The organism is Streptomyces sp. NPDC059785 (assembly GCF_042732375.1).
GTDB lineage: Bacteria > Actinomycetota > Actinomycetes > Streptomycetales > Streptomycetaceae > Streptomyces.
The window spans coordinates 81,317-99,529 of sequence record NZ_JBHWHV010000027.1; the positions used below are offsets into that span (position 1 = coordinate 81,317).

20 protein-coding genes are annotated in these 18,213 nt (G+C 73.1%); 16 read left to right on the forward strand and 4 right to left on the reverse strand.

Annotation, left to right across the window (positions count from 1 at the left end; all coding sequences use genetic code 11):
* Positions 1 to 69: 69 nt before the first annotated feature.
* Complete coding sequence (locus ACFV6E_RS21410) at positions 70 to 969, reverse strand: universal stress protein (protein ID WP_385463622.1); 900 nt, start codon at positions 967 to 969, stop codon at positions 70 to 72.
* A 344-nt stretch (positions 970 to 1,313) separates the two neighbouring features.
* Between ACFV6E_RS21410 and ACFV6E_RS21415 the strand changes: the two genes are divergently transcribed.
* From ACFV6E_RS21415 to hypE, 10 genes are all read left to right on the forward strand, one after another.
* Entirely contained in the window at positions 1,314 to 2,090 is a 777-nt protein-coding gene (locus tag ACFV6E_RS21415) for a hypothetical protein (protein ID WP_385463624.1), read from the forward strand.
* On the forward strand, positions 2,087 to 2,536 hold the full coding sequence (locus tag ACFV6E_RS21420) for an OsmC family protein (RefSeq protein WP_385463626.1): 450 nt from the start codon (positions 2,087 to 2,089) through the stop codon (positions 2,534 to 2,536). Before ACFV6E_RS21415 ends, ACFV6E_RS21420 begins: the two co-directional genes overlap by 4 nt.
* Positions 2,537 to 2,811: 275 nt before the next feature.
* Positions 2,812 to 3,993, forward strand: coding sequence for a 4Fe-4S dicluster domain-containing protein (locus ACFV6E_RS21425; RefSeq protein ID WP_385463629.1), 1,182 nt, complete (start codon positions 2,812 to 2,814; stop codon positions 3,991 to 3,993).
* Entirely contained in the window at positions 3,990 to 4,445 is a 456-nt protein-coding gene (locus ACFV6E_RS21430; RefSeq protein WP_385164349.1) for a cyclic nucleotide-binding domain-containing protein, read from the forward strand. The genes ACFV6E_RS21425 and ACFV6E_RS21430 overlap by 4 nt, the downstream gene beginning before the upstream one ends.
* Positions 4,442 to 5,260, forward strand: a complete 819-nt coding sequence (locus tag ACFV6E_RS21435; RefSeq protein ID WP_385463631.1) for an FAD/NAD(P)-binding protein — start codon at positions 4,442 to 4,444, stop codon at positions 5,258 to 5,260. Before ACFV6E_RS21430 ends, ACFV6E_RS21435 begins: the two co-directional genes overlap by 4 nt.
* Before the next feature lies 1 nt (position 5,261).
* On the forward strand, positions 5,262 to 6,017 hold the full coding sequence (locus ACFV6E_RS21440) for an oxidoreductase (RefSeq protein WP_385463633.1): 756 nt from the start codon (positions 5,262 to 5,264) through the stop codon (positions 6,015 to 6,017).
* On the forward strand, positions 6,014 to 7,345 hold the full coding sequence (locus ACFV6E_RS21445; protein ID WP_385164341.1) for a Ni/Fe hydrogenase subunit alpha: 1,332 nt from the start codon (positions 6,014 to 6,016) through the stop codon (positions 7,343 to 7,345). The genes ACFV6E_RS21440 and ACFV6E_RS21445 overlap by 4 nt, the downstream gene beginning before the upstream one ends.
* Positions 7,346 to 7,406: 61 nt before the next feature.
* The gene (locus ACFV6E_RS21450) at positions 7,407 to 8,072 is read left to right on the forward strand and encodes a CBS domain-containing protein (protein WP_385164339.1); all 666 of its coding nucleotides are present in this window, start codon (positions 7,407 to 7,409) and stop codon (positions 8,070 to 8,072) included.
* The gene (hypD, locus tag ACFV6E_RS21455) at positions 8,069 to 9,181 is read left to right on the forward strand and encodes a hydrogenase formation protein HypD (RefSeq protein ID WP_385164336.1); all 1,113 of its coding nucleotides are present in this window, start codon (positions 8,069 to 8,071) and stop codon (positions 9,179 to 9,181) included. The genes ACFV6E_RS21450 and hypD overlap by 4 nt, the downstream gene beginning before the upstream one ends.
* Positions 9,178 to 10,212 carry a hydrogenase expression/formation protein HypE gene (hypE, locus tag ACFV6E_RS21460; RefSeq protein WP_385164333.1) on the forward strand — a complete coding sequence of 345 codons (1,035 nt, stop codon included), beginning with the start codon at positions 9,178 to 9,180 and terminating at the stop codon, positions 10,210 to 10,212. Before hypD ends, hypE begins: the two co-directional genes overlap by 4 nt.
* 806 nt (positions 10,213 to 11,018) lie before the next feature.
* Here the strand turns inward: hypE and ACFV6E_RS21465 are convergent.
* Both ACFV6E_RS21465 and ACFV6E_RS21470 read right to left on the reverse strand, forming a co-directional pair.
* Positions 11,019 to 11,312, reverse strand: a complete 294-nt coding sequence (locus ACFV6E_RS21465; protein ID WP_385463635.1) for a hypothetical protein — start codon at positions 11,310 to 11,312, stop codon at positions 11,019 to 11,021.
* 64 nt (positions 11,313 to 11,376) lie between these two features.
* The gene (locus tag ACFV6E_RS21470) at positions 11,377 to 11,877 is read right to left on the reverse strand and encodes an NAD(P)(+) transhydrogenase (Re/Si-specific) subunit beta (RefSeq protein WP_385463638.1); all 501 of its coding nucleotides are present in this window, start codon (positions 11,875 to 11,877) and stop codon (positions 11,377 to 11,379) included.
* 297 nt (positions 11,878 to 12,174) lie between these two features.
* Between ACFV6E_RS21470 and ACFV6E_RS21475 the strand changes: the two genes are divergently transcribed.
* Together ACFV6E_RS21475 and ACFV6E_RS21480 are read left to right on the forward strand one after the other, a co-directional pair.
* Entirely contained in the window at positions 12,175 to 12,759 is a 585-nt protein-coding gene (locus ACFV6E_RS21475) for a hypothetical protein (RefSeq protein WP_385164323.1), read from the forward strand.
* Positions 12,760 to 12,920: 161 nt separating this feature from the next.
* Positions 12,921 to 13,418, forward strand: coding sequence for a hypothetical protein (locus ACFV6E_RS21480; RefSeq protein WP_385164320.1), 498 nt, complete (start codon positions 12,921 to 12,923; stop codon positions 13,416 to 13,418).
* A gap of 86 nt (positions 13,419 to 13,504) precedes the next feature.
* Here the strand turns inward: ACFV6E_RS21480 and ACFV6E_RS21485 are convergent, their stop codons facing one another.
* Positions 13,505 to 13,771 (reverse strand): SHOCT domain-containing protein, encoded by a 267-nt coding sequence (locus ACFV6E_RS21485; RefSeq protein ID WP_385164317.1) that lies wholly within the window; start codon positions 13,769 to 13,771, stop codon positions 13,505 to 13,507.
* Between the two features lie 315 nt (positions 13,772 to 14,086).
* Between ACFV6E_RS21485 and ACFV6E_RS21490 the strand changes: the two genes are divergently transcribed.
* Genes ACFV6E_RS21490 through ACFV6E_RS21505 form a run of 4 tightly spaced genes read left to right on the forward strand, consistent with a single transcriptional unit; the run spans position 14,087 to position 18,199 of the window.
* Complete coding sequence (locus ACFV6E_RS21490) at positions 14,087 to 15,100, forward strand: Acg family FMN-binding oxidoreductase (RefSeq protein WP_385164314.1); 1,014 nt, start codon at positions 14,087 to 14,089, stop codon at positions 15,098 to 15,100.
* A gap of 9 nt (positions 15,101 to 15,109) precedes the next feature.
* On the forward strand, positions 15,110 to 15,622 hold the full coding sequence (locus ACFV6E_RS21495) for a hydrogenase maturation protease (protein ID WP_385463641.1): 513 nt from the start codon (positions 15,110 to 15,112) through the stop codon (positions 15,620 to 15,622).
* On the forward strand, positions 15,619 to 17,925 hold the full coding sequence (gene hypF / locus ACFV6E_RS21500) for a carbamoyltransferase HypF (protein WP_385463688.1): 2,307 nt from the start codon (positions 15,619 to 15,621) through the stop codon (positions 17,923 to 17,925). Before ACFV6E_RS21495 ends, hypF begins: the two co-directional genes overlap by 4 nt.
* 4 nt (positions 17,926 to 17,929) lie before the next feature.
* Positions 17,930 to 18,199 (forward strand): HypC/HybG/HupF family hydrogenase formation chaperone, encoded by a 270-nt coding sequence (locus ACFV6E_RS21505; RefSeq protein ID WP_385164308.1) that lies wholly within the window; start codon positions 17,930 to 17,932, stop codon positions 18,197 to 18,199.
* Positions 18,200 to 18,213 lie beyond the last annotated feature (14 nt).

An 18,213-nucleotide genomic window follows, 5' to 3' on the forward strand; every position in this document is an offset into this window, starting at 1 on the left:
GTCTTCTTGTGTCGTGCGATGGGTCGTCCGCCGCCGGAAGAATCCTCTTCCGCACGCGGTCCGCAGCCGTCAGGCGTGGGGCACTACGGCGACGGGGCAGCCGGCGTGGTGGATCGCGGCGTGGGTGACACGGCCGGTGCGCGGTCCCGCCGGCCGTTCGGGCAGCCGGTGTCCGACGACCAGGAGTGCGGCACCGGCCGCGGCCCGTACGACAGCCCGGGAGGGCCTGTCCTCCACCACTGTCTCCAGCACCCGCACTCCGGGGTACTTCTCCCGCCACGGCCGGAGGAGCGCCGAGAGGAAGCCGCGCCACTCCTCGGCGCACTGCGCCGCGTCGAGCAGACCGATCTCTCCGGGGCCCGGAGAGAGCCGGGGAGCCCGCCAGGCATGGACGATGTTCAGGCGCGCGTCGCGTACCCGTGCCGCTTCGAAGGCGAACTCGACGACCGCGTCGCACGCTTCGCCGATGTCCATCCCGAGCACCACGTCGCGCGGTCCGGCAGGTGTTCGGGTGCCCGCGTCGTCCACCGGCGGCGGCCCGTCGTGCCTCTCCTGGTCAGCCCGCACGAGAACGACCGGGCGGGTCGCCCTCGCCACCACACCGGCGGCGACCGACCCCACGAGATAACTGGTGAGCCCACCCAGGCCCCGGGATCCCAGCGCCAGCAACTCGGCCTGTCCCGCCTGCTTCAGCAGGGCCGCGGTGGCCGGACCGGCCACCTGCTCGATGTCCAGACGGACGTCGGGGCGCACGTCGTGCACATGCTGCTCGGCCTGCCGCAGGACGCGCCACGCCAGATGCCGCCCGGCCGCGCCCTCGCCCTCGCCCTCGGTCTGACGGGGATGCCAGTTCCGTACGTGCAGGAGCCGCAGTACCCGCTCACGGCGGGCGGCCTCGCGAGCCGCCCAGCCGACGGCCGCCAGACTCTCGGCCGAGCCGTCGACACCGACCACGACGAAGGGAAGCATGACGCACACCTCCGTAACCGGGTTCTCCTCCGCTACCAGCGTCGTCCCGGGACCGCCTCCCGGGCGAGGGGCTGTCAGGCCCTCACCCGGGACCATCAGGCCCTGGGGGGCACGGGTTGTGGCCAAGACCATGCTCGCGCGTACACCGACGGTCTTGCCCCTGTGCGTCCACGGCGACCACTCCACGACCGTTCCGCCGTGAGCTCCGCACCCGTAGTAGTCCTCATAGCCTGCCGCGGGGGACGGTCGGCCCCTCCCGCGCACGGGCGACACGGATCGATCATGAAGGTGCAGGGCAAGCGGCGACGCCGCACGGCCCGCGACGGCGATCGGCGGTATCTGCCATGGACGCGACCCGCGCACCGTTCGGCCGCCCGGCCGCCTACCTGGTCCGCGCGGCCATCGCCGCGCCGTCGCCCGGCAATTCACAACCGTGGCTGTTCGTCAGCCGCGACACGGCACTCGACCTCTACGCGGACCCCGCGCGCCGTCCTCGGCTCACCGATCCGGACGGCCGGGAGCTGGTCATCAGCTGCGGCGCCGCACTGTTCAACGCGCGGCTCGCGATGCGCCATCTCGGCTTCACACCCCTCGTGCGAGCCTTTCCCTCCCCGTCGGTCCCCACCCACCTCGCGCGGGTCACCTGGGGGCCGTACGCCCGGCCGGACCCCGACGACGAACTCATGCTCCGCGCCATCCACTCCCGGCACACGCACCGCGGTCCGTTCTTGCCCTCCGAGCTGCCCCGGCAGTTGGTCGATGCGCTGCGCGGACAAACCGAGGCCGAGGGCGCGGAGCTACGCACCGTGGAGTTCTGTCACGAACGCCGGCGCCTCGCCGGGCTGGTCCGAGCCGCCGAGGCCGCGCGGCCGGCCGACTCCCTCACCCGTACGGGCCCGGGCGCCTGGACTCCCGCGTTACCCGACGGGGTGCCGCCAGGAGACCGCGTGCGCCGGGCCGACCGCACGTCGCCGCCGTTGACGGTGCCGGGCAGGCCGGTCACCGGCGCGCCAGAAGGCCGAACGGCACGGTCTGCGCCCCGTTCGGCCCCTGTCCCCGCCGTGTCGCCCGCACTCCACTGGAAATCGTCAGCAGACGTCGTCCCAGGAGGTGCGCCATGACCGGCACAGCACCGCGCAGCACCAGCTCTCCTCCGTCGGGTGCCGCCGTCCACGTTCTCCAGGTGGCCCACCTGCACGGGGACGCGTACACCGCCGAAGTGCGCGGACACCGCCTCGTGGTGGACCAGCCGACGGGAGCGGGCGGCACCGACACCGCTCCCACGCCCGTCGAACTGTTCGCCGCCTCCCTGGCCACCTGTGTCGCCTTCTACGCCGGCAGCTATCTCGCCCGTCACCATCGGGAGCGCGACGGGCTGCGTGTGCGTGCCGAGTTCGAGATGGCCTCCGACCGGCCGACCCGCGTCCGGTCCGTCCGCCTCACCGTCACACCGCCTCCCGGACTGTCCGAGCAGAGCCGCAGGGCCCTTCTCGCCGTGGCCTCGCACTGCACCGTGCACAACACGCTCCGCCGGCCACCCGAGATCGAGACGGTGCTGGAGGCGTGAGCGCCCGCGCCTGCGCCCCGACCCCAGTGATCACGCGTACGCAACTGCCCTTCGCCTCAATGCCTCGTGTCCCGTCTCATGGGCGGCCGTTCGGTGACCACCACGACCGGCGAACCATCGACGCCTGGTGCGCCGGCCTCGCCGGCGAACCGGCCCGGGCCGAAAGAGGCTCCTGAGGGGACCGGACGGCCCATGGTGCCGCGAGCCTCCCGGTCGGACGCTGGGTGCGGCAGGCCCCGCCAGCACAGGCCCCACCGGCATCTGGGAGGGCAACGATGACCGACAGCCCCGCGACCGCCGTCCTCGATCGCGACGGACTGGACGCCCTGGTCAAGACGCTGATCGCCGCCGGACGCACGGTCGTCGGCCCGACCGTGCGGGACGGCGCGGTGGTCCTGGCCGAGCTCGACGGTGCCGACCGGCTGCCCTTCGGCTGGGGCAGCCGTGTCGAGGCGGGCCGCTACCGGCTGGTGCCCCGGGCGGACGGCGCGGCCTTCGCACACACCTCGGGCCCGCAGTCGTGGAAGGCGTTCCTGCACCCGCAGCGCGAGAAGATCTGGGACGCCGACCGCACGGCCGACGGGGCCCTGTCGGTGACCGCGGCGCCGGCCGAGCGGCCGTCGTACGCCTTCCTCGGTGTGCGGCCCTGCGATCTGCGCGCGATCGCGGTCCAGGACCGGGTGCTGGCCGGCGGCCATTACCAGGACAGCGGCTATCAGGAGCGGCGGGTGGGAGCGTTCCTGATAGCCGCGGAGTGCACCGAGCCGGGAGCGACCTGTTTCTGTGTCTCCATGGGCGGCGGCCCGGCCGCCGACGCGGGTTTCGATCTCGCGCTGACCGAGGTCGCCGACGACCTGGGCCACCGCTTTCTCGTCCGTACCGGCAGCGAGGCGGGCGAGGAGGTCCTCGCCCGTGTCCCGCACCGGCCGGCCGACGCATGGACGCGATCCGTGGCCCGCTCGGCGGTGGACGCCGCACGGGAGCGGATGGGCCGGGCGATGCCCGAGGTGGACCTGCGCGCCCTGATGGGTGACAGCCTTGACGCCGAGCGCTGGGACGACGTCGCCGCCCGCTGTCTGACCTGCGGCAACTGCACCATGGTGTGCCCCACCTGCTTCTGCACCACCACCGAGGAGGTCACCGACCTCACCGGTGATCACGCCGAGCGGTGGCAGCGCTGGGACTCCTGCTTCGACCTGGACTTCTCGTATCTGCACGGCGGCCCCGTGCGCGCCTCGGCCCGCGGCCGCTACTGGCAGTGGCTCACCCACAAACTCTCCACCTGGTACGAGCAGTTCGGCACCTCGGGCTGCGTGGGCTGCGGGCGCTGCGTCACGTGGTGCCCGGTCGGCATCGACATCACGGAGGAAGCCTCGGCCCTCCACGACGAACTCGCGGCCCGGCTGCGGGAACAGGAGCGGTCCGGAGGGCCCCAGCGAAAGGAATCGGAGCGATGACCGCTGTCACCACCCTGTCGGCCCTGTCGGAACGGCACCGGGAGCGACTGATGCGGCTCGCCCGCGAGGTCCGCTTCGACATCGGCAGCCGGCTGTTCGAGGAGGGGCGCCGGGCCGACCGCTTCTGGATCGTGCGGACCGGCACCGTCGCCCTCGATCTGCATGTGCCCGGCCGCCGCGCCGCCGTCGTCGAGTCGCTGGGACACGGCGAACTGATCGGCTGGTCCTGGCACTTCCCGCCGTACCTGTGGCAGCTGGGCGCCGAGGCCATGACCCCGGTGCGGGCCCACCAGTTCGACGCGACGGCCGTGCGGTCGTTGTGCGCCGACGATGCCGAGTTCGGGCGCGCGGTCGCGGCGTGGGTCGGCGGTGTGGTCGCCCACCGGCTGCACGCGACCCGCGTCCGGCTGCTCGACCTGTACGCCCCCTACGGCAGCGGCAGCCGGACATGAACCGCGTCCCCCTGCCCTACCGGGTGACCCGGGCCCGCCGCGAGACGTCCGACACGGTCACGCTCGGGCTCGCACCGGCGGGACCGGCCGCGCTCGTGCCCTTCGCCCCCGGGCAGTTCGCGATGCTGTACGCCTTCGGCGTCGGCGAGATACCCGTCTCGGTCTCCCGCGCCGACGGACCCGAACTGGTCCACACCGTCCGTTCGGTGGGCGCGGTCTCGGCCGCGCTGTGCGCCCTCGGCCCGGGTGACCAGGTGGGCGTGCGCGGTCCCTTCGGTACCGGCTGGGATCTCCAGCGGGCGCGCGGGCGGGATGTCGTCGTGGTCGCGGGCGGCATCGGTCTGGCGCCACTGCGCCCGCTGATCCTCGACGTGCTGGCGGCACCGCACCGCTACGGGCGGCTGAACGTACTGATCGGCGCGCGCACCCCGGATGATCTGCTCTACACCGGTCAGCTCCGCACCTGGGCGGCGGCGCCCGGCCCGGTGCACTGCGCGGTGACCGTCGACCGCCCGGCGGCCGGCTGGCGCGGGGCGGTCGGAGTCGTCACCACCCTGCTGAACGGCGCGCCGTTCGACGCCCGCGACACGGCGGCGTACGTCTGCGGCCCGGAGGTGATGATCCGGGTGACCGCCCGTGACCTGTGCCACCGCGGCGTGCCGCCCCACCGGATCCGGGTCTCGCTGGAACGCAACATGCGCTGCGCCACCGGGCACTGCGGCCACTGCCAGCTGGGCGGTGTCCTGCTGTGCCGCGACGGCCCGGTCATCGGCTGGGACCGTGCGGAACCCCTGATGAGCGTACGGGAGCTGTGACATGACCACCCCCACCCTCGCCGTGTTCAAGCTGGCGTCCTGCGACGGCTGCCAGCTCACGCTCCTGGACTGCGAGGACGAACTCCTCGCCCTCGCCGGGCGGATCGACGTCGCCCACTTCCTGGAGGCGTCCAGCGACACGCGACCGGGCCCGTACGACCTGACACTCGTCGAGGGGTCCGTCACCACGGCGGCCGACGCCCGGCGCATCCGCGAGATACGCGGCTGCTCACGCTTCCTGGTGACCATCGGCGCCTGCGCCACCGCCGGAGGTGTCCAGGCGCTGCGCAACTTCGCCGACGTGGACGAATTCCGCCGCACCGTCTACGCCCGCCCCGACTACATCGACTCCCTCGCCACGTCCACGCCCGTGTCCGCGCACGTGGACGTCGACTTCGAGCTGCGCGGCTGTCCCATCGACCGCGGCCAGCTCCTTGAGGTGATCACCGCGTTCCTGGCCGGGCGGAAACCCGATGTGCCGGACCACAGCGTCTGCTTCGCGTGCAAACGCGGCGGCACCGTCTGCGTCACCGTGGCGCACGGCACCCCCTGCCTCGGCCCGGTCACGCATGCCGGATGCGGCGCCATCTGCCCGGCGTACGGGCGCGGCTGCTACGGCTGCTTCGGCCCTTCGGGCTCGACCGACCTGCCCGCGCTCATTCCGCTGCTGCGCCGGGACGGCATGGACGAGCGCGACACCGAACGCTTCCTGCACACGTTCAACGCCCTGCCCTTCGACGAGGAGTTGCGGCCGTGACCCACCGGGGATCCCGTGTCCTGCGCGTCGGCTCCCTCGCCCGTGTCGAGGGCGAGGGAGCGCTGCACCTGCGCGTCCGCGACGGCGTCGTGGAGGAGGCCCGGCTGCGGATCTACGAACCGCCGCGCTTCTTCGAGGCGTTCCTGCGCGGGCGCGCCCACACGGAACCGCCCGACATCACCGCGCGGGTGTGCGGGATCTGCCCGGTGGCGTACCAGATGAGCGCCTGCGCGGCCGTCGAGGACGCCTGCGGTGTCACCGTCGACCACCGGATCCGGGAGCTGCGCAGGCTGCTGTACTGCGGCGAGTGGATCGAGAGCCACGCCCTGCACCTCTACCTCCTGCACGCACCGGACTTCCTGGGCTGCGCGAGCGCGATCGAACTGGCCCGCACCCGGCGCGACGTGGTGGAGCGGGGGCTCAGGCTCAAGCAGGCCGGCAACGCACTCCTGGAACTCCTCGGCGGGCGCGCCGTGCATCCGGTCAACGTCCGCGTGGGCGGCTTCTACCGGGCACCCGAGGCCGACGAACTCCACCCCCTGGCCGAACGGCTGCGCCGCGCCGCCGAGGACGCCTGGCAGACGGTGCGCTGGACGGCGGGCTTCGACTTCCCCGAGGCCGCCGTCGACGCCGACTTCCTGGCCCTGGCGGCGCCGGACACGTACGCCGTCGAACACGGGACGCCGGCCGTACTGCGCTCCGACGGCAGGCGTGACGCCTTCGAGCTGCGCGACTTCCCGCGCCGCGTCCGCGAGGAGCAGATGCCGCACTCCACGGCGCTGCACTCCCGGCTCGACGGGCGGCGCCATCTCACCGGCCCGCTGGCCCGGTTCGCGCTGAGCGGCCCGCATCTGTCCCCCACGGCTCTCCAGGCGGCGCGCGAGGCCGGTCTCGGCGATCCGGCGAGCGGCGCGGTGTGCCGCAACCCCTACCGCTCGATCCTGGTACGGGCCGTCGAGATCGTGTACGCCATCGACGAAGCACTGCGGATCATCGACGCCTACGAGCCCCCTCCGCACCCGTACGCCGAGGTGCCGCCCCGCGCCGGGACGGGCCACGGTGCCACCGAAGCGCCCCGCGGACTGCTTTACCACCGCTACGCGCTGGACGCGGACGGCAGCGTCACCGAGGCCGACATCGTCCCGCCGACCGCGCAGAACCAGGGGGCCATCGAGGAGGACCTGGCCCGCACCGCCCAGCGCGCGATCACCGAACACGACGCGAGTGACGAGGAGCTGACCCGCCTGTGCGAGCGGGCCATCCGCAACCACGACCCGTGCATCTCTTGCTCCACGCACTTCCTGGACCTCACCGTCGACCGCGCCTGACACCCCGGCCCCCGATCACACTCCAGCCCTTCGATCACACCGCGCACCCCGAGGAGGAGCCGTGCACAGCAGTCCGCACATCGTGAGCGACGTCATGACGCACACCGTCGTGGCCGTGGGCCGCGAGGCCCCGTTCAAGGAGATCGTCCAGCTCATGGGGCAGTGGAAGGTCAGCGCCCTGCCCGTCCTGGAGGGCGAGGGCCGGGTCGTCGGCGTCGTCTCCGAGGCCGACCTGCTGCACAAGGAGGAGTTCCGCGACAGCGATCCCGACCGGTTCACGCAGCTCCACCACCTGTCCGACCTGGCCAAGGCGGGCGCTCTGACCGCCGAGGACCTGATGAGCGCCCCGGCCGTCACCGTCCACGCGGGAGCCGCCCTCGCCCAGGCGGCCAGGATCATGGCCCGGCGCAAGGTCAAGCGGCTGCCCGTCGTCAGCGACGCGGGCCTGCTCGAAGGCCTGGTCAGCCGGGCCGACCTGCTGAAGGTCTTCCTGCGGCCGGACGAGGAGATCGCCGAGGAGGTACGCGAGGAAGTCGTGGCCCACGTCTTCCCCGCCCCCGTGGAACCCATCGTGGTCGAGGTCAGCGACGGCGTGGTCACGCTCACCGGCCGCATCCGCGACACCTCCCTGGTCCCGGTCGCCGCCCGCCTCGTGCGCGCCGTGGAGGGCGTCGTCGACGTCCGGCCCGACCTCGTGAGCGGCCCGCACCTCAGCGGTCCGCGGTGAAGTACCTCGACGAGTACCGCGACCCGGCGCTCGCCCGGCGGCTCCTCGGCGAGCTGCGGCGCACGGCGACGCGACCCTGGCGGATCATGGAGGTCTGCGGCGGGCAGACGCACACCCTGGTCCGGCAGGGCATCGACGAGTTGCTGCCCGCGGGCATCCGCATGATCCACGGGCCGGGCTGCCCGGTGTGCGTCACCCCGCTGGAGACGCTGGACAGGGCGATGGCCATCGCCGCCCGCCCGGAGGTGGTGTTCACCAGCTTCGGGGACATGCTGCGGGTGCCCGGCACGGACACGGACCTGCTGTCCCTGCGGGCGCGCGGCGCGGACGTGCGGGTGGTCTACACGCCGATGGACGCGGTCCGTATCGCCCGGGACCGGCCCGAGAGCGAGGTCGTCTTCCTCGCCGTCGGATTCGAGACCACCGCTCCGGCGAACGCCATGGCGGTGCTGCACGCCGCCCGGCTCGGTCTGACGAACTTCTCCGTCCTGGTCAGCCACGTCCTCGTGCCACCCGCCATGACGGCCCTGCTGGACGACCCCGGCTGCGAGGTGCAGGCCTTCCTCGCGGCCGGACACGTCTGCGCGGTGATGGGCTGGCGGGAGTACGAGCCGATCGCGGCAGACCGCCGCGTGCCCGTCGTCGTGACCGGGTTCGAGCCGCTGGATCTGCTGGAGGGCATCCTCATGGCCGTCGCGCAACTGGAGCAGGGTCGCCACGAGGTCGAGAACCAGTACGTGCGGGCGGTACGCCGCTCGGGCAACACCCGGGCGCAGGACGCGATCCGCGCGGTGTTCCGCGTCACCGACCGGGCCTGGCGCGGCATCGGCACGCTGCCCGGCAGCGGCCTGGAACTCGACGACGCCTACGCGCGGTTCGACGCGTCCCGCCGTTTCGACGTGGGCGGCCTGCGGCCGGCCGAGGATCCCGAGTGCGTCGCCGGTTCCGTGCTGACCGGCGCCCTGCTGCCGACCGACTGCTCGGCCTACGGCACCCGCTGCACACCGCGGCATCCACTGGGCGCACCGATGGTTTCGGCCGAGGGCGCCTGTGCCGCCTTCCACGCCGCCGGCCGCACCGGGCGGACGAGGCAGGTGCCGGTGCCATGACGGCGGAGTGCCCCGCACCGCATCATGAAGACGACGTCGTGCTCCTCGGTCACGGCGCCGGCGGGCGGCTGACCGCCGAACTCCTGGACACGCTCGTCCTGCCGGCCCTGGACGGCCGCGGTGGTCCGCTGGAGGACGCCGCGCCACTCCCCGGACAGCCGGACCTGGTGGTCAGCACGGACAGCTTCGTCGTCAGCCCGCTGTTCTTCCCCGGCGGCGACATCGGCTCCCTGGCGGTGCACGGCACGGTCAACGACCTGGCCATGCGGGGCGCATGGCCGCTGGCCCTGTCCGTCGCCCTCATCGTGGAGGAAGGACTGCCACTGACCGAACTACGCTCGGTACTCCGGTCGCTGGGCAGGTCCGCACGCGACGCCGGGGTCCCGGTCATCACCGGCGACACGAAGGTCGTGGGCCGCGGCGCGGTGGACAAGCTCTTCGTCAACACGACCGGTGTCGGGCGGCGCCACCCCACGCTGCGGCCGTCCGCCGCACGCGCCCGCCCGGGGGACGCGGTCCTGCTCTCCGGCCCTGTGGGGCTGCACGGCACCGCCGTGCTGTCCACCCGCGAAGGTCTCGGTTTCACCGGCGGCATCGCCTCGGACACCCGGCCCCTGCACCGCCTCGTACGGGCCCTGGCGCCGCTCGGCGAGGACGTGCACGCGCTGCGCGATCCGACCCGCGGCGGGCTGGCCGCCGCCCTGAACGAGATCGCCCGTGACTCGGCCGTCGCCGTCGAGATCGACGAGAACGCCCTGCCCGTACCGGAGCCGGTCGCCGCGGCCTGCGATCTGCTCGGCCTCGACCCCCTCACCATCGCCAACGAAGGCTGCCTGACCGCCTTCGTCGCCCCGCGGACGGCGGACACCGCGCTCACCGCGATGCGTTCGTGCTCCGAGGGCGCGGACGCGGTACGAATCGGCGAGGTACCGGATCACGGACCGGCGGGCCGGGTCGTACTGCGCACCCTGGTCGGCGCGCGGCGCGTGGTGGACCTGCCGCTGGGCGAACTGCTTCCCCGCATCTGCTGATCACCGGTCCGCGGCCGACGCGCCTCGGTGGTTACGCCCCCGGGACCGCGACACCGATCGCGGTGCGCGCAAGGGCCGCTCGCCTCGTGACGGGGGCCGTCGAGTCCTTCACCCGGCGGTCTGGGCGAAGGACGCTGGAATCAGGCGCAGATGTGTAAGGCAGCCCAGCGGTCACTGCCAGGAACACTGCGCTCAGGGGACCGCTCTGGGAGAGGCGGTGGCTGCACCGGGATGTCGGCCGCGTGCCCGTGAGCACTGTGCTCCCTCCGGCGGGCACGCCCCCGCCGGTCCCGGCCGGCCGGGACACCGGTCGCCGACGTGGTGAGGAGGCGGCGTATGCGCGACGGCAGCCGTACGGAGGCGGAGGGCCGGCTGCACCGGGTCTGGGAGCGGTTGCGCGACCTGAACGTGGTCGTGCTCGGCCCCGGAAAGGACATCTCCATCGACCTCGATCACTGCAAAGGGTGCGGGCTGTGCGCAGCTGGTGCCCGAGCGGGGCGATCGACATCGTGCCGGAGGACTGAGTGCGAGGAGATCAGCCGCCGGCTCTTCTCTTCTCCTGACGGCCTTCGGCGACCGCACGAAGCCGTGAGACGGCTTGCTGAAGAGCGTTGAAGGCGCGTTCTTCCTCGCGCGGATCAACACGGAAGGTGGCCAGAACGCTCTCGCGGGACCTGCGGAGCCGAGCGTAGGCGTCGAAGCATGTGAGGACCTCTTGGATCGAGGCCTGCTGCAAGTCGGGAGGAGGGTCGTGCGGGGGTGACATCGCCGGATTCTCTTTCGTCGCCGAGCTACGGAGCCAAGGATCAAAAGTCGCGAGGCAAGGGATAGCGCTGGTGCAACCGAGCACGACGGCGGGGAACGAGGTGTGAGCGACACTGGCGGCCTTCCGGGCACGGCGAATACGTCGCCGACCAGGCTTCCCGGCACACCACCCGTCCCTGAGCAGCGGACGAGCTGCCGCGAGCATACGCTCCGCCACGTTCACCGACATCATCGGCGAGGTTCTCAGCCCTGTCGACGTCGAGAACGGGCATCCCGAAGATCGCGTGGCCAGGGCGGCGTGCGATCGGGTTGGTGACGTGGTTGGCGCCGATCACGAGGGCGACGTCGGTTCGCGGGAGCGCGGAACCGGGTGGGCGGCGTAACCGACGTCGTGGGCGGTCAGCAGCGTTGCCGGATCCCCCGGTTCGTGCCGGGCCGCGGCAAGCCCGTGTCCGAGCACGAGGACGACCTTGCTCGCGAAGGCGAGCTGCACCGCGACGTCGTCCGCGGTGACCGTGCGTACCTGCGCGGATCCCTCGTCGCCCCCGCCGATGTACTGTCACCCGTGCCGAAGGCACCGATGAGGACGGCTGCGACCGAGCGATCCATGGCGTCGGCCATCAGCCTGGTGAGGATGCCACCGGAGGAACTGACGAGCATGCCCGCGACGATCAGGGCGATGGCGACCGGCATGTCTGCGCCGCCGATCGGCAGCACCATCGTCACGCCCAGCAGCAGCTCTACTTCTACGAACCCGTACAGCACGGCACCGGAGCCCGGAGCGAGCACCGGCCCGACGACGCCTGCGGGCAGCGCTTCCGCGTCCGTGCGGGCGTACCGTTCGCGCGGTGCCACGACCGTCGCGTCGGCGGCGATGCAGTCGGCGTCGGGTCTCCCCACTGCGGTGGTCGGTGGTCAGGGACCGCTTCTCATGCCCAGCGTGGCTCGGTCGGCAAGGCGAGGTCAGGGCCGGACGGCCGCACAGCAGGGCCACAAGGCCCCGGTCGGGCGACCGAGTACGGCCGAAGGCCGCGGCCGGCGCGAGCCCACACCCCGTCAGTGCGGCGGGAAACCGGCGGGGCGTGCCCCACCGGGTGCCGGTCGGCCCTGCCGTGGCCGCTGCTCGGCCCATGGCGCGGTGAGCTGCGCCCTGCCACGTTCGAGACAGCGGCACCGACGAGGAGGAGGTGTGTCCCGATGCGCACTGGCAGGCGTGTGCGAAGGCGGTTCTGGCGGTGGCGGGACAATCCGCTGCGCCGACGGGAAGACGTTCTCGAGGCATGGCTCGTGCTGGCCGTGTGGGTGCTCATCGTGGTGGGCGGGACGTTGGCCGGCGTGTGGGCCGCCCTGGCCGCTGACGAGTCGCTGGCTCACCAGCGGGCCGTCAGGAGTCCGCATCCGGCCGTGCTGCTCGAGGACGTTCCTGGTTCCGCGGCGGCCGCCGGAGGCGTGAGCGGTGGTCAGGTCAGGGTGAAGGTCCGGTGGGTGTCGCCGGACGGCTCCGTCCGCACCGGCCTCGCACCGGTGGACGCGGGACAGAAGAACGGGTCCACGGTCGTGATCTGGACCGACCGGCAGGACAAACCCGTGGTCGAGCCGCCGGACGGAATGGCGGCCGCCTTCGAGTCCGCGGCGCTGGGAACGGCGGCCGCCTCCGCCCTGAGCGGCCTGGCGCTCGGCGCCGGAGCCGTCGCGCGCGGGTGGCTCGACCGGCGGCGCATCGACCAGTGGGGCAAGCACTGGACGGAGATCGGTCCGCGGTGGGGGCACAGGACGGGCTGATCCGCGAGCGCTCCGCACTCCGGGCCCGTGTTCCGTCAGCGCTTCGCGGGACGAACGGACCTGGCTTCGAGGCCGTACGGCCCGAGACCGCCGCAACGTCCGCGCGGTGTACTCGAGGTGGTAGTCGTCCTGCTTTTCCACAGTGAAAGGGGGAGTTCGGCATGACAACGTCGCGCATGCTCCGTCATGTCGTTCCAGGAGGCGTGATACTGGCCCTCGGTGTGCCGGCGTCGGCCACCGCCGGCGGCGGCGGGGAGAGCACCGAGCCCCGCTCGGCCGCGGTCAGCGCTTCCGCCCGGGGCGGCAGCCCCCAGTCCACCGTCGACCACGTCGCCGACTTCTACGGCAGCTACATCGACGTCCTCTACGACACCGGACGCGGCCGGCTCTCCGGCCATCTGCGCAGCCACTACCTGACCGCCGGGTTGCGTGCGTCCCTGGCCCGCTGGGAGGCCACTCACCACAAGGACGGTGTGCTGCGTGAGAAGGGTGTCCCGATCGCGTGGGAGGCCGTGTACAACGACAGCGGTACGGGGCACTGTCGCACCCGGGTGACGCTCACGTGGCAGCACGCCGGGAAGCCGGTCCGGCACACGCATCTGATGGTCCAGTCCGACCTGGCCACGCGGCTCATCTCCGGCATCCGGATAGATGAATAGCCTCCGTCCCCGGACCGGGCGTCCGCCCCCGCGGCACGCGAAGTGGCGCCGTCCGGCGGCCGGACGGCGCCACGGGGCCGCCCCGGTCAGCGCTTGGTGTGGACCGGATCCTCCGAGGACAGCACGGCCAGGCGCCGCCTGTACTCCTCGTCATCGATCTCGCCGCGGGCGTACCGCTCGGCAAGCAGCTGACGGGGTGTCGCCGCGGTCGGGCTGTGCGTCTGCTCGGGGGCGCGGCTCAGCATGCGGAAGAGCATGATCGCCACGGTGACGAGCACGGCCCACAGCAGGACCGAACCGACCGACACCGTGAACCAGTCCCATCCGCCCATGTCGTGACGGTTCCAGTACATTGTCGACTCCTTTCCGCCGCGGGGGTGCGGCCGTCTCCGCCGCCCGTCAGGGCGTGCGGGGCCGGGGCGCGGAAGACGGCAACCGTCTTCACCTTCCAGACTGTCCCCGCCGCGCACCCCACCGACAGGGGCCGAAGGGCCCTGCTCACCCGCTCAGCGGCGCAGGGTTCCCCAAGCCCCGGTTCACGTCGGGCCGTTCGGAGCACACAGGGACCGGACGGCCCCTCCCCCGTGCGCCTCGTACGCGCCACGCTGGGATGTGCGCACCGCACAGCCCCTTTCATCCGTCGGCACGGAGCGGGGAGGAGTCTTCCGATGTGTACTGCCGCCCTGGACGCCGCGACCCTGCAAAACCTTGTCTCGGCGGCCGTCGCCGCACCTTCCGTCCACAACACCCAGCCGTGGCGTTTCCGCCTGGCCGCGGACACCATGACGCTGGAGATCCGCGCCGCGGCGGATCGCGGTCTCCGCCACATGGATCCGCTCGGCCGTGCCCTGCACCTCTCCGCGGGATGTGCGCTGCTCAACCTGCGGGTGGCGGTCGCGCACTTCGGCTGGGAGCCGGTGACCCGGCTGCTGCCCCGGCCCGGGGAACCGGACCTCCTGGCGACCGTACGGCTGAGCGGCACCACCACCCCTTCGGCCATCCCCCACCTGTACGGCGCGCTGTGGCTCCGGCACAGCAGCCGCTTCCCCTACTCCGAGCGGCCGCTGCCGTCGGCCGTCGGCACCGAGCTCGTCGAAGCCGCCCATGTCGAGGGCGCTCTGCTGAGCCGTCCCGGCCCGGCCGGCAACGACCGCCTCCTGCTGCTCGCCCGCGAGGCGGAGCGCCGGAACTCGGCCGACGCCGACCGGGCCGCGGAGAGCCGTCGCTGGGTGCACGAACCCGGCGACGGCCACCTGGGCATCCCGCCCGCGGCTGTGGGTCCGCAGGACTCCCGGGAGCGGATCCCGGTCAGGGACTTCGGCGCCCACCGGCATCCGGCCGTGCTGGCCGCCCGCCCCTTCGAGAGGTGGCCCTCGCTCGCCGTGCTGTCCACGGCGCACGACCGCCGGGCCGACTGGTTGCGTGCCGGACAAGCACTCGAACGTGTCCTGCTGGTGGCCACAGCTCATGGCCTTCGGGCGTCACTGCTGCACCAGGCCCTGGAGTGGTCCGACCTGCGCGCGCGAATCGCACGGGAGTCCGGAGACTGGCGCACTCACGCCCAGATGGTGCTGCGCTTCGGCTACGGACCGCAGGGTCCGCCCTCTCCCCGGCGCACGGCGGAGCAGGCGCTGGACGAGGAGCCGTTCCCGGGCTCGGGGCCGGCGCACGGTGGCAGGTAGGTGACAGGCATGAGGACACGGACGAGGATCGCCGTCATCGGCGTCGGCAACGAGTTCCGGCGCGACGACGGCGTGGGCCGGGCCGTGGTCGAACGGCTGCGGCAGCGGGCCGAGGTACGGCCCCTGCCGCCCGGCACCGTGCTCGTCACCTGCGACGGCGACCCCGGGCGGCTCATCGCGCTGTGGGAGGGCGCCGACCTCGTCGTGATCGTGGACGCCGCGTACGCGCGGCCCGGACGACCTGGGCGGGTGCACCGCCTCGAACTCGACGCGGAACGGCTGGAGCAGCCGTCGGCCTCCGGTGCCAGTACGCACGGTCTGGGTCTCGGCGAGGCCGTCGAACTCGCCCGTGTGCTGGGCCGGCTCCCCGCCCGGCTCGTCGTCCTCGCGGTGGAGGGCGCGGACGGTTCGCTCGGCACCGGCCTCTCCCCCGTCGTCGAGGCCGCCGTGGAACCGCTCGCCGTCTCGGTGGAGGACGAGATCGTGCGGTACCGCGGCACGGCGGCGGGGTGGCGACCGTGATCGTGCGGCGCTTCCGCGTCTACGGGACGGTCCAGGGCGTCGGTTTCCGGCCCTTCGTGTACCGCACCGCCGCCGCTCTCGGGCTGCACGGCTGGGTGGTCAATGTGAACGGGCACGTGGAGGGGGAGGTCGCGGGAGAGCCGGGTCTCGTAGAGGCGTTCACGGCTCGTCTGCGCACCGATACGCCGGTTCTCGCCCGGGTACGGGAGCTCCGCCTCGCGCCGGACAGCTGGGCGCCGGTGTACACCGGTGGCTTCCGGGTCCGCGGCAGCGTGCCGGGGAGCGCGGCGGTGAGGTCGGGTGACATCCCCGCCGACGCGGCGATCTGCGCCACCTGCCTGAGCGAGCTCGAGGACCCGGGCGACCGCCGCCACCGCTATCCGTTCATCGCCTGCACCGACTGCGGCCCCCGCGCCACCGTCGTCGAGGACCTTCCCTACGACCGCACACGCACCGCCATGCGCCGTTTCCCGCTCTGCGGGGACTGCGCGGCGGAGTACGCCGATCCGGCCGACCGTCGCTTCCACGCCGAACCCATCGCCTGTCCCGCCTGCGGCCCGCAGTTGGCCTGGGAGGACCTGCGAGGTGAGGAAGCGCTGCGCTCGGCGGCCGGGACGGTGACCGAAGGCGGGATCATCGCGCTGAAGGGGCTCGGCGGCTACCAACTCGTGTGCGACGCGGGCCAGTCACTGGCCGTGGCGGAACTGCGGCGCCGCAAGCGCCGTCCGGCGAAGCCGTTCGCCGTCATGGTGCGCGACCTCGGGGCGGCGGCCCGCCTGGCACGGATCACCGGCACGGAACGCAAGGCGCTGACGTCCCCCGCACGCCCCGTCATCCTGCTCGACCGGCACGACCGCCGCGACCGGCACGACCGCCGCGGTGCGGACCCGATTGCGAAGACGGTTCACCCGCGGCTGCGGCGCATCGGCCTCTTCCTGCCCACCACCGGCCTGCACCACCTGCTGCTGGACGCGGTCGACCGGCCGCTCGTGGTCACCAGCGGCAATCTCCACGACGAACCCATCGCCTTCGAGGACGCCGAGGCACGGCGCACACTGGCCCCGGTCGCCGACGGCTTCCTCACCCACGACCGGCCGATCCTGGCACGCTACGACGACTCGGTGACGCAGTATTCGGGGCGGACCCGGATCACGGTCCGCCGGGCCCGCGGCCTCGCTCCGACGCCGCTGCCGCTTCCCGCACGCGAGCCGGTCGCGGGGGCGGGCGCCCAGCTCAAGCACACCTTCACCCTCGCGGCCGACGGACGTGCCCACCTCGGGCCGCACACCGGCGACCTGGCCGAGGTGGCGACGTACGACGCGTTCCGCACGTCGTACAGCCGTCTTCGGCGGCTCACCGGCATCGAGCCGGTGGCGATCGCGCACGACCTGCACCCCGGTTACCTGTCCACGCAGTGGGCCCGTGAGCAGCGGGTGCGCCGGATTCCGGTCCAGCACCACCACGCGCACGTGGCCGCCTGCGCGGCCGAGCACGGCGTACGGGGGACGTTCCTCGGCGTCGCCTACGACGGGCTGGGGCTGGGCGACGACGGCACGCTGTGGGGCGGCGAGATCCTCGTCGCCGACCTCCGCGGCTACCGCCGCGCGGGCCGGTTCGGGACGGCGCCGCTGCCCGGCGGCGAAGCCGCGGTCCGCCATCCCTCGCGGACGGCCCTGGGGCACTTGCTGGGCGGCGAACCGCTCGGCAGTCCGCGCCCGTACCCGTGGCTCACCCGGTCCTTCACGGACCGGCTCGACCCGGCCGAGGTCGCGGCCGTACGGACCATGGTCGCCCGGGACGTCAACTGCCCCCGGGCGTCCAGCGCCGGACGGCTCTTCGACGCCGTCGCCTCCTTGCTCGGCCTGTGCGACGAGGCCGGCTACGAAGGGGAAGCGGCCGTACTGCTCGAAGCAGCCGCCGGTGACGAGGACGCCGCGCCGCTGGACCACCGGGTGGTACGGGTGCACGGCCTGTGGGTCTACGACTGCGCGTCGACCCTGGCCGACCTGCTCGCACGGCAACTGGACGGGGAGGACGCGCCCCGCCTTGCCGCGGCCTTCCACCTGACCCTCGCGGACGTCACCGCCGAGCTCGTCGGACGTGCCGTCGAGGACGGCGCGCCGCGCACGGTGTGCCTGGGCGGCGGCTGCTTCGTCAACCGGCGTCTGCTGCGCGAAGTGCGCCCCCGGCTGCGCGCGCTCGGCTGCCGGGTGCTGGTCGGCGGACAGGTCCCGGTCGGGGACGGCGGCATCAGTTACGGCCAGGCGGCGGTCGCCGCCGCGCGGCTGGCCGAGGAGAGGTGAGCACATGTGCCTGGGCATACCGGGGCGGGTCCTGGAGGTCCACGACGACGCCGGACTGCGCATGGCCACGGTCGACTTCGGCGGTGTACGGCGCGAGGTCTGTCTCAGCTGCACCCCCGAGGCGGACGTCGGCACGTACGTCGTCGTGCACGTCGGCTTCGCCATCACGGAGGTCGACGAGGCCGAGGCCCACCGGACACTCGCCGTACTGCGGGCGATGACGGACGCCGTCGAGGGCGAGCTGGGCGAACCGCTTCCCCACGGCAATCCGTGAACAGCACGTCGGAC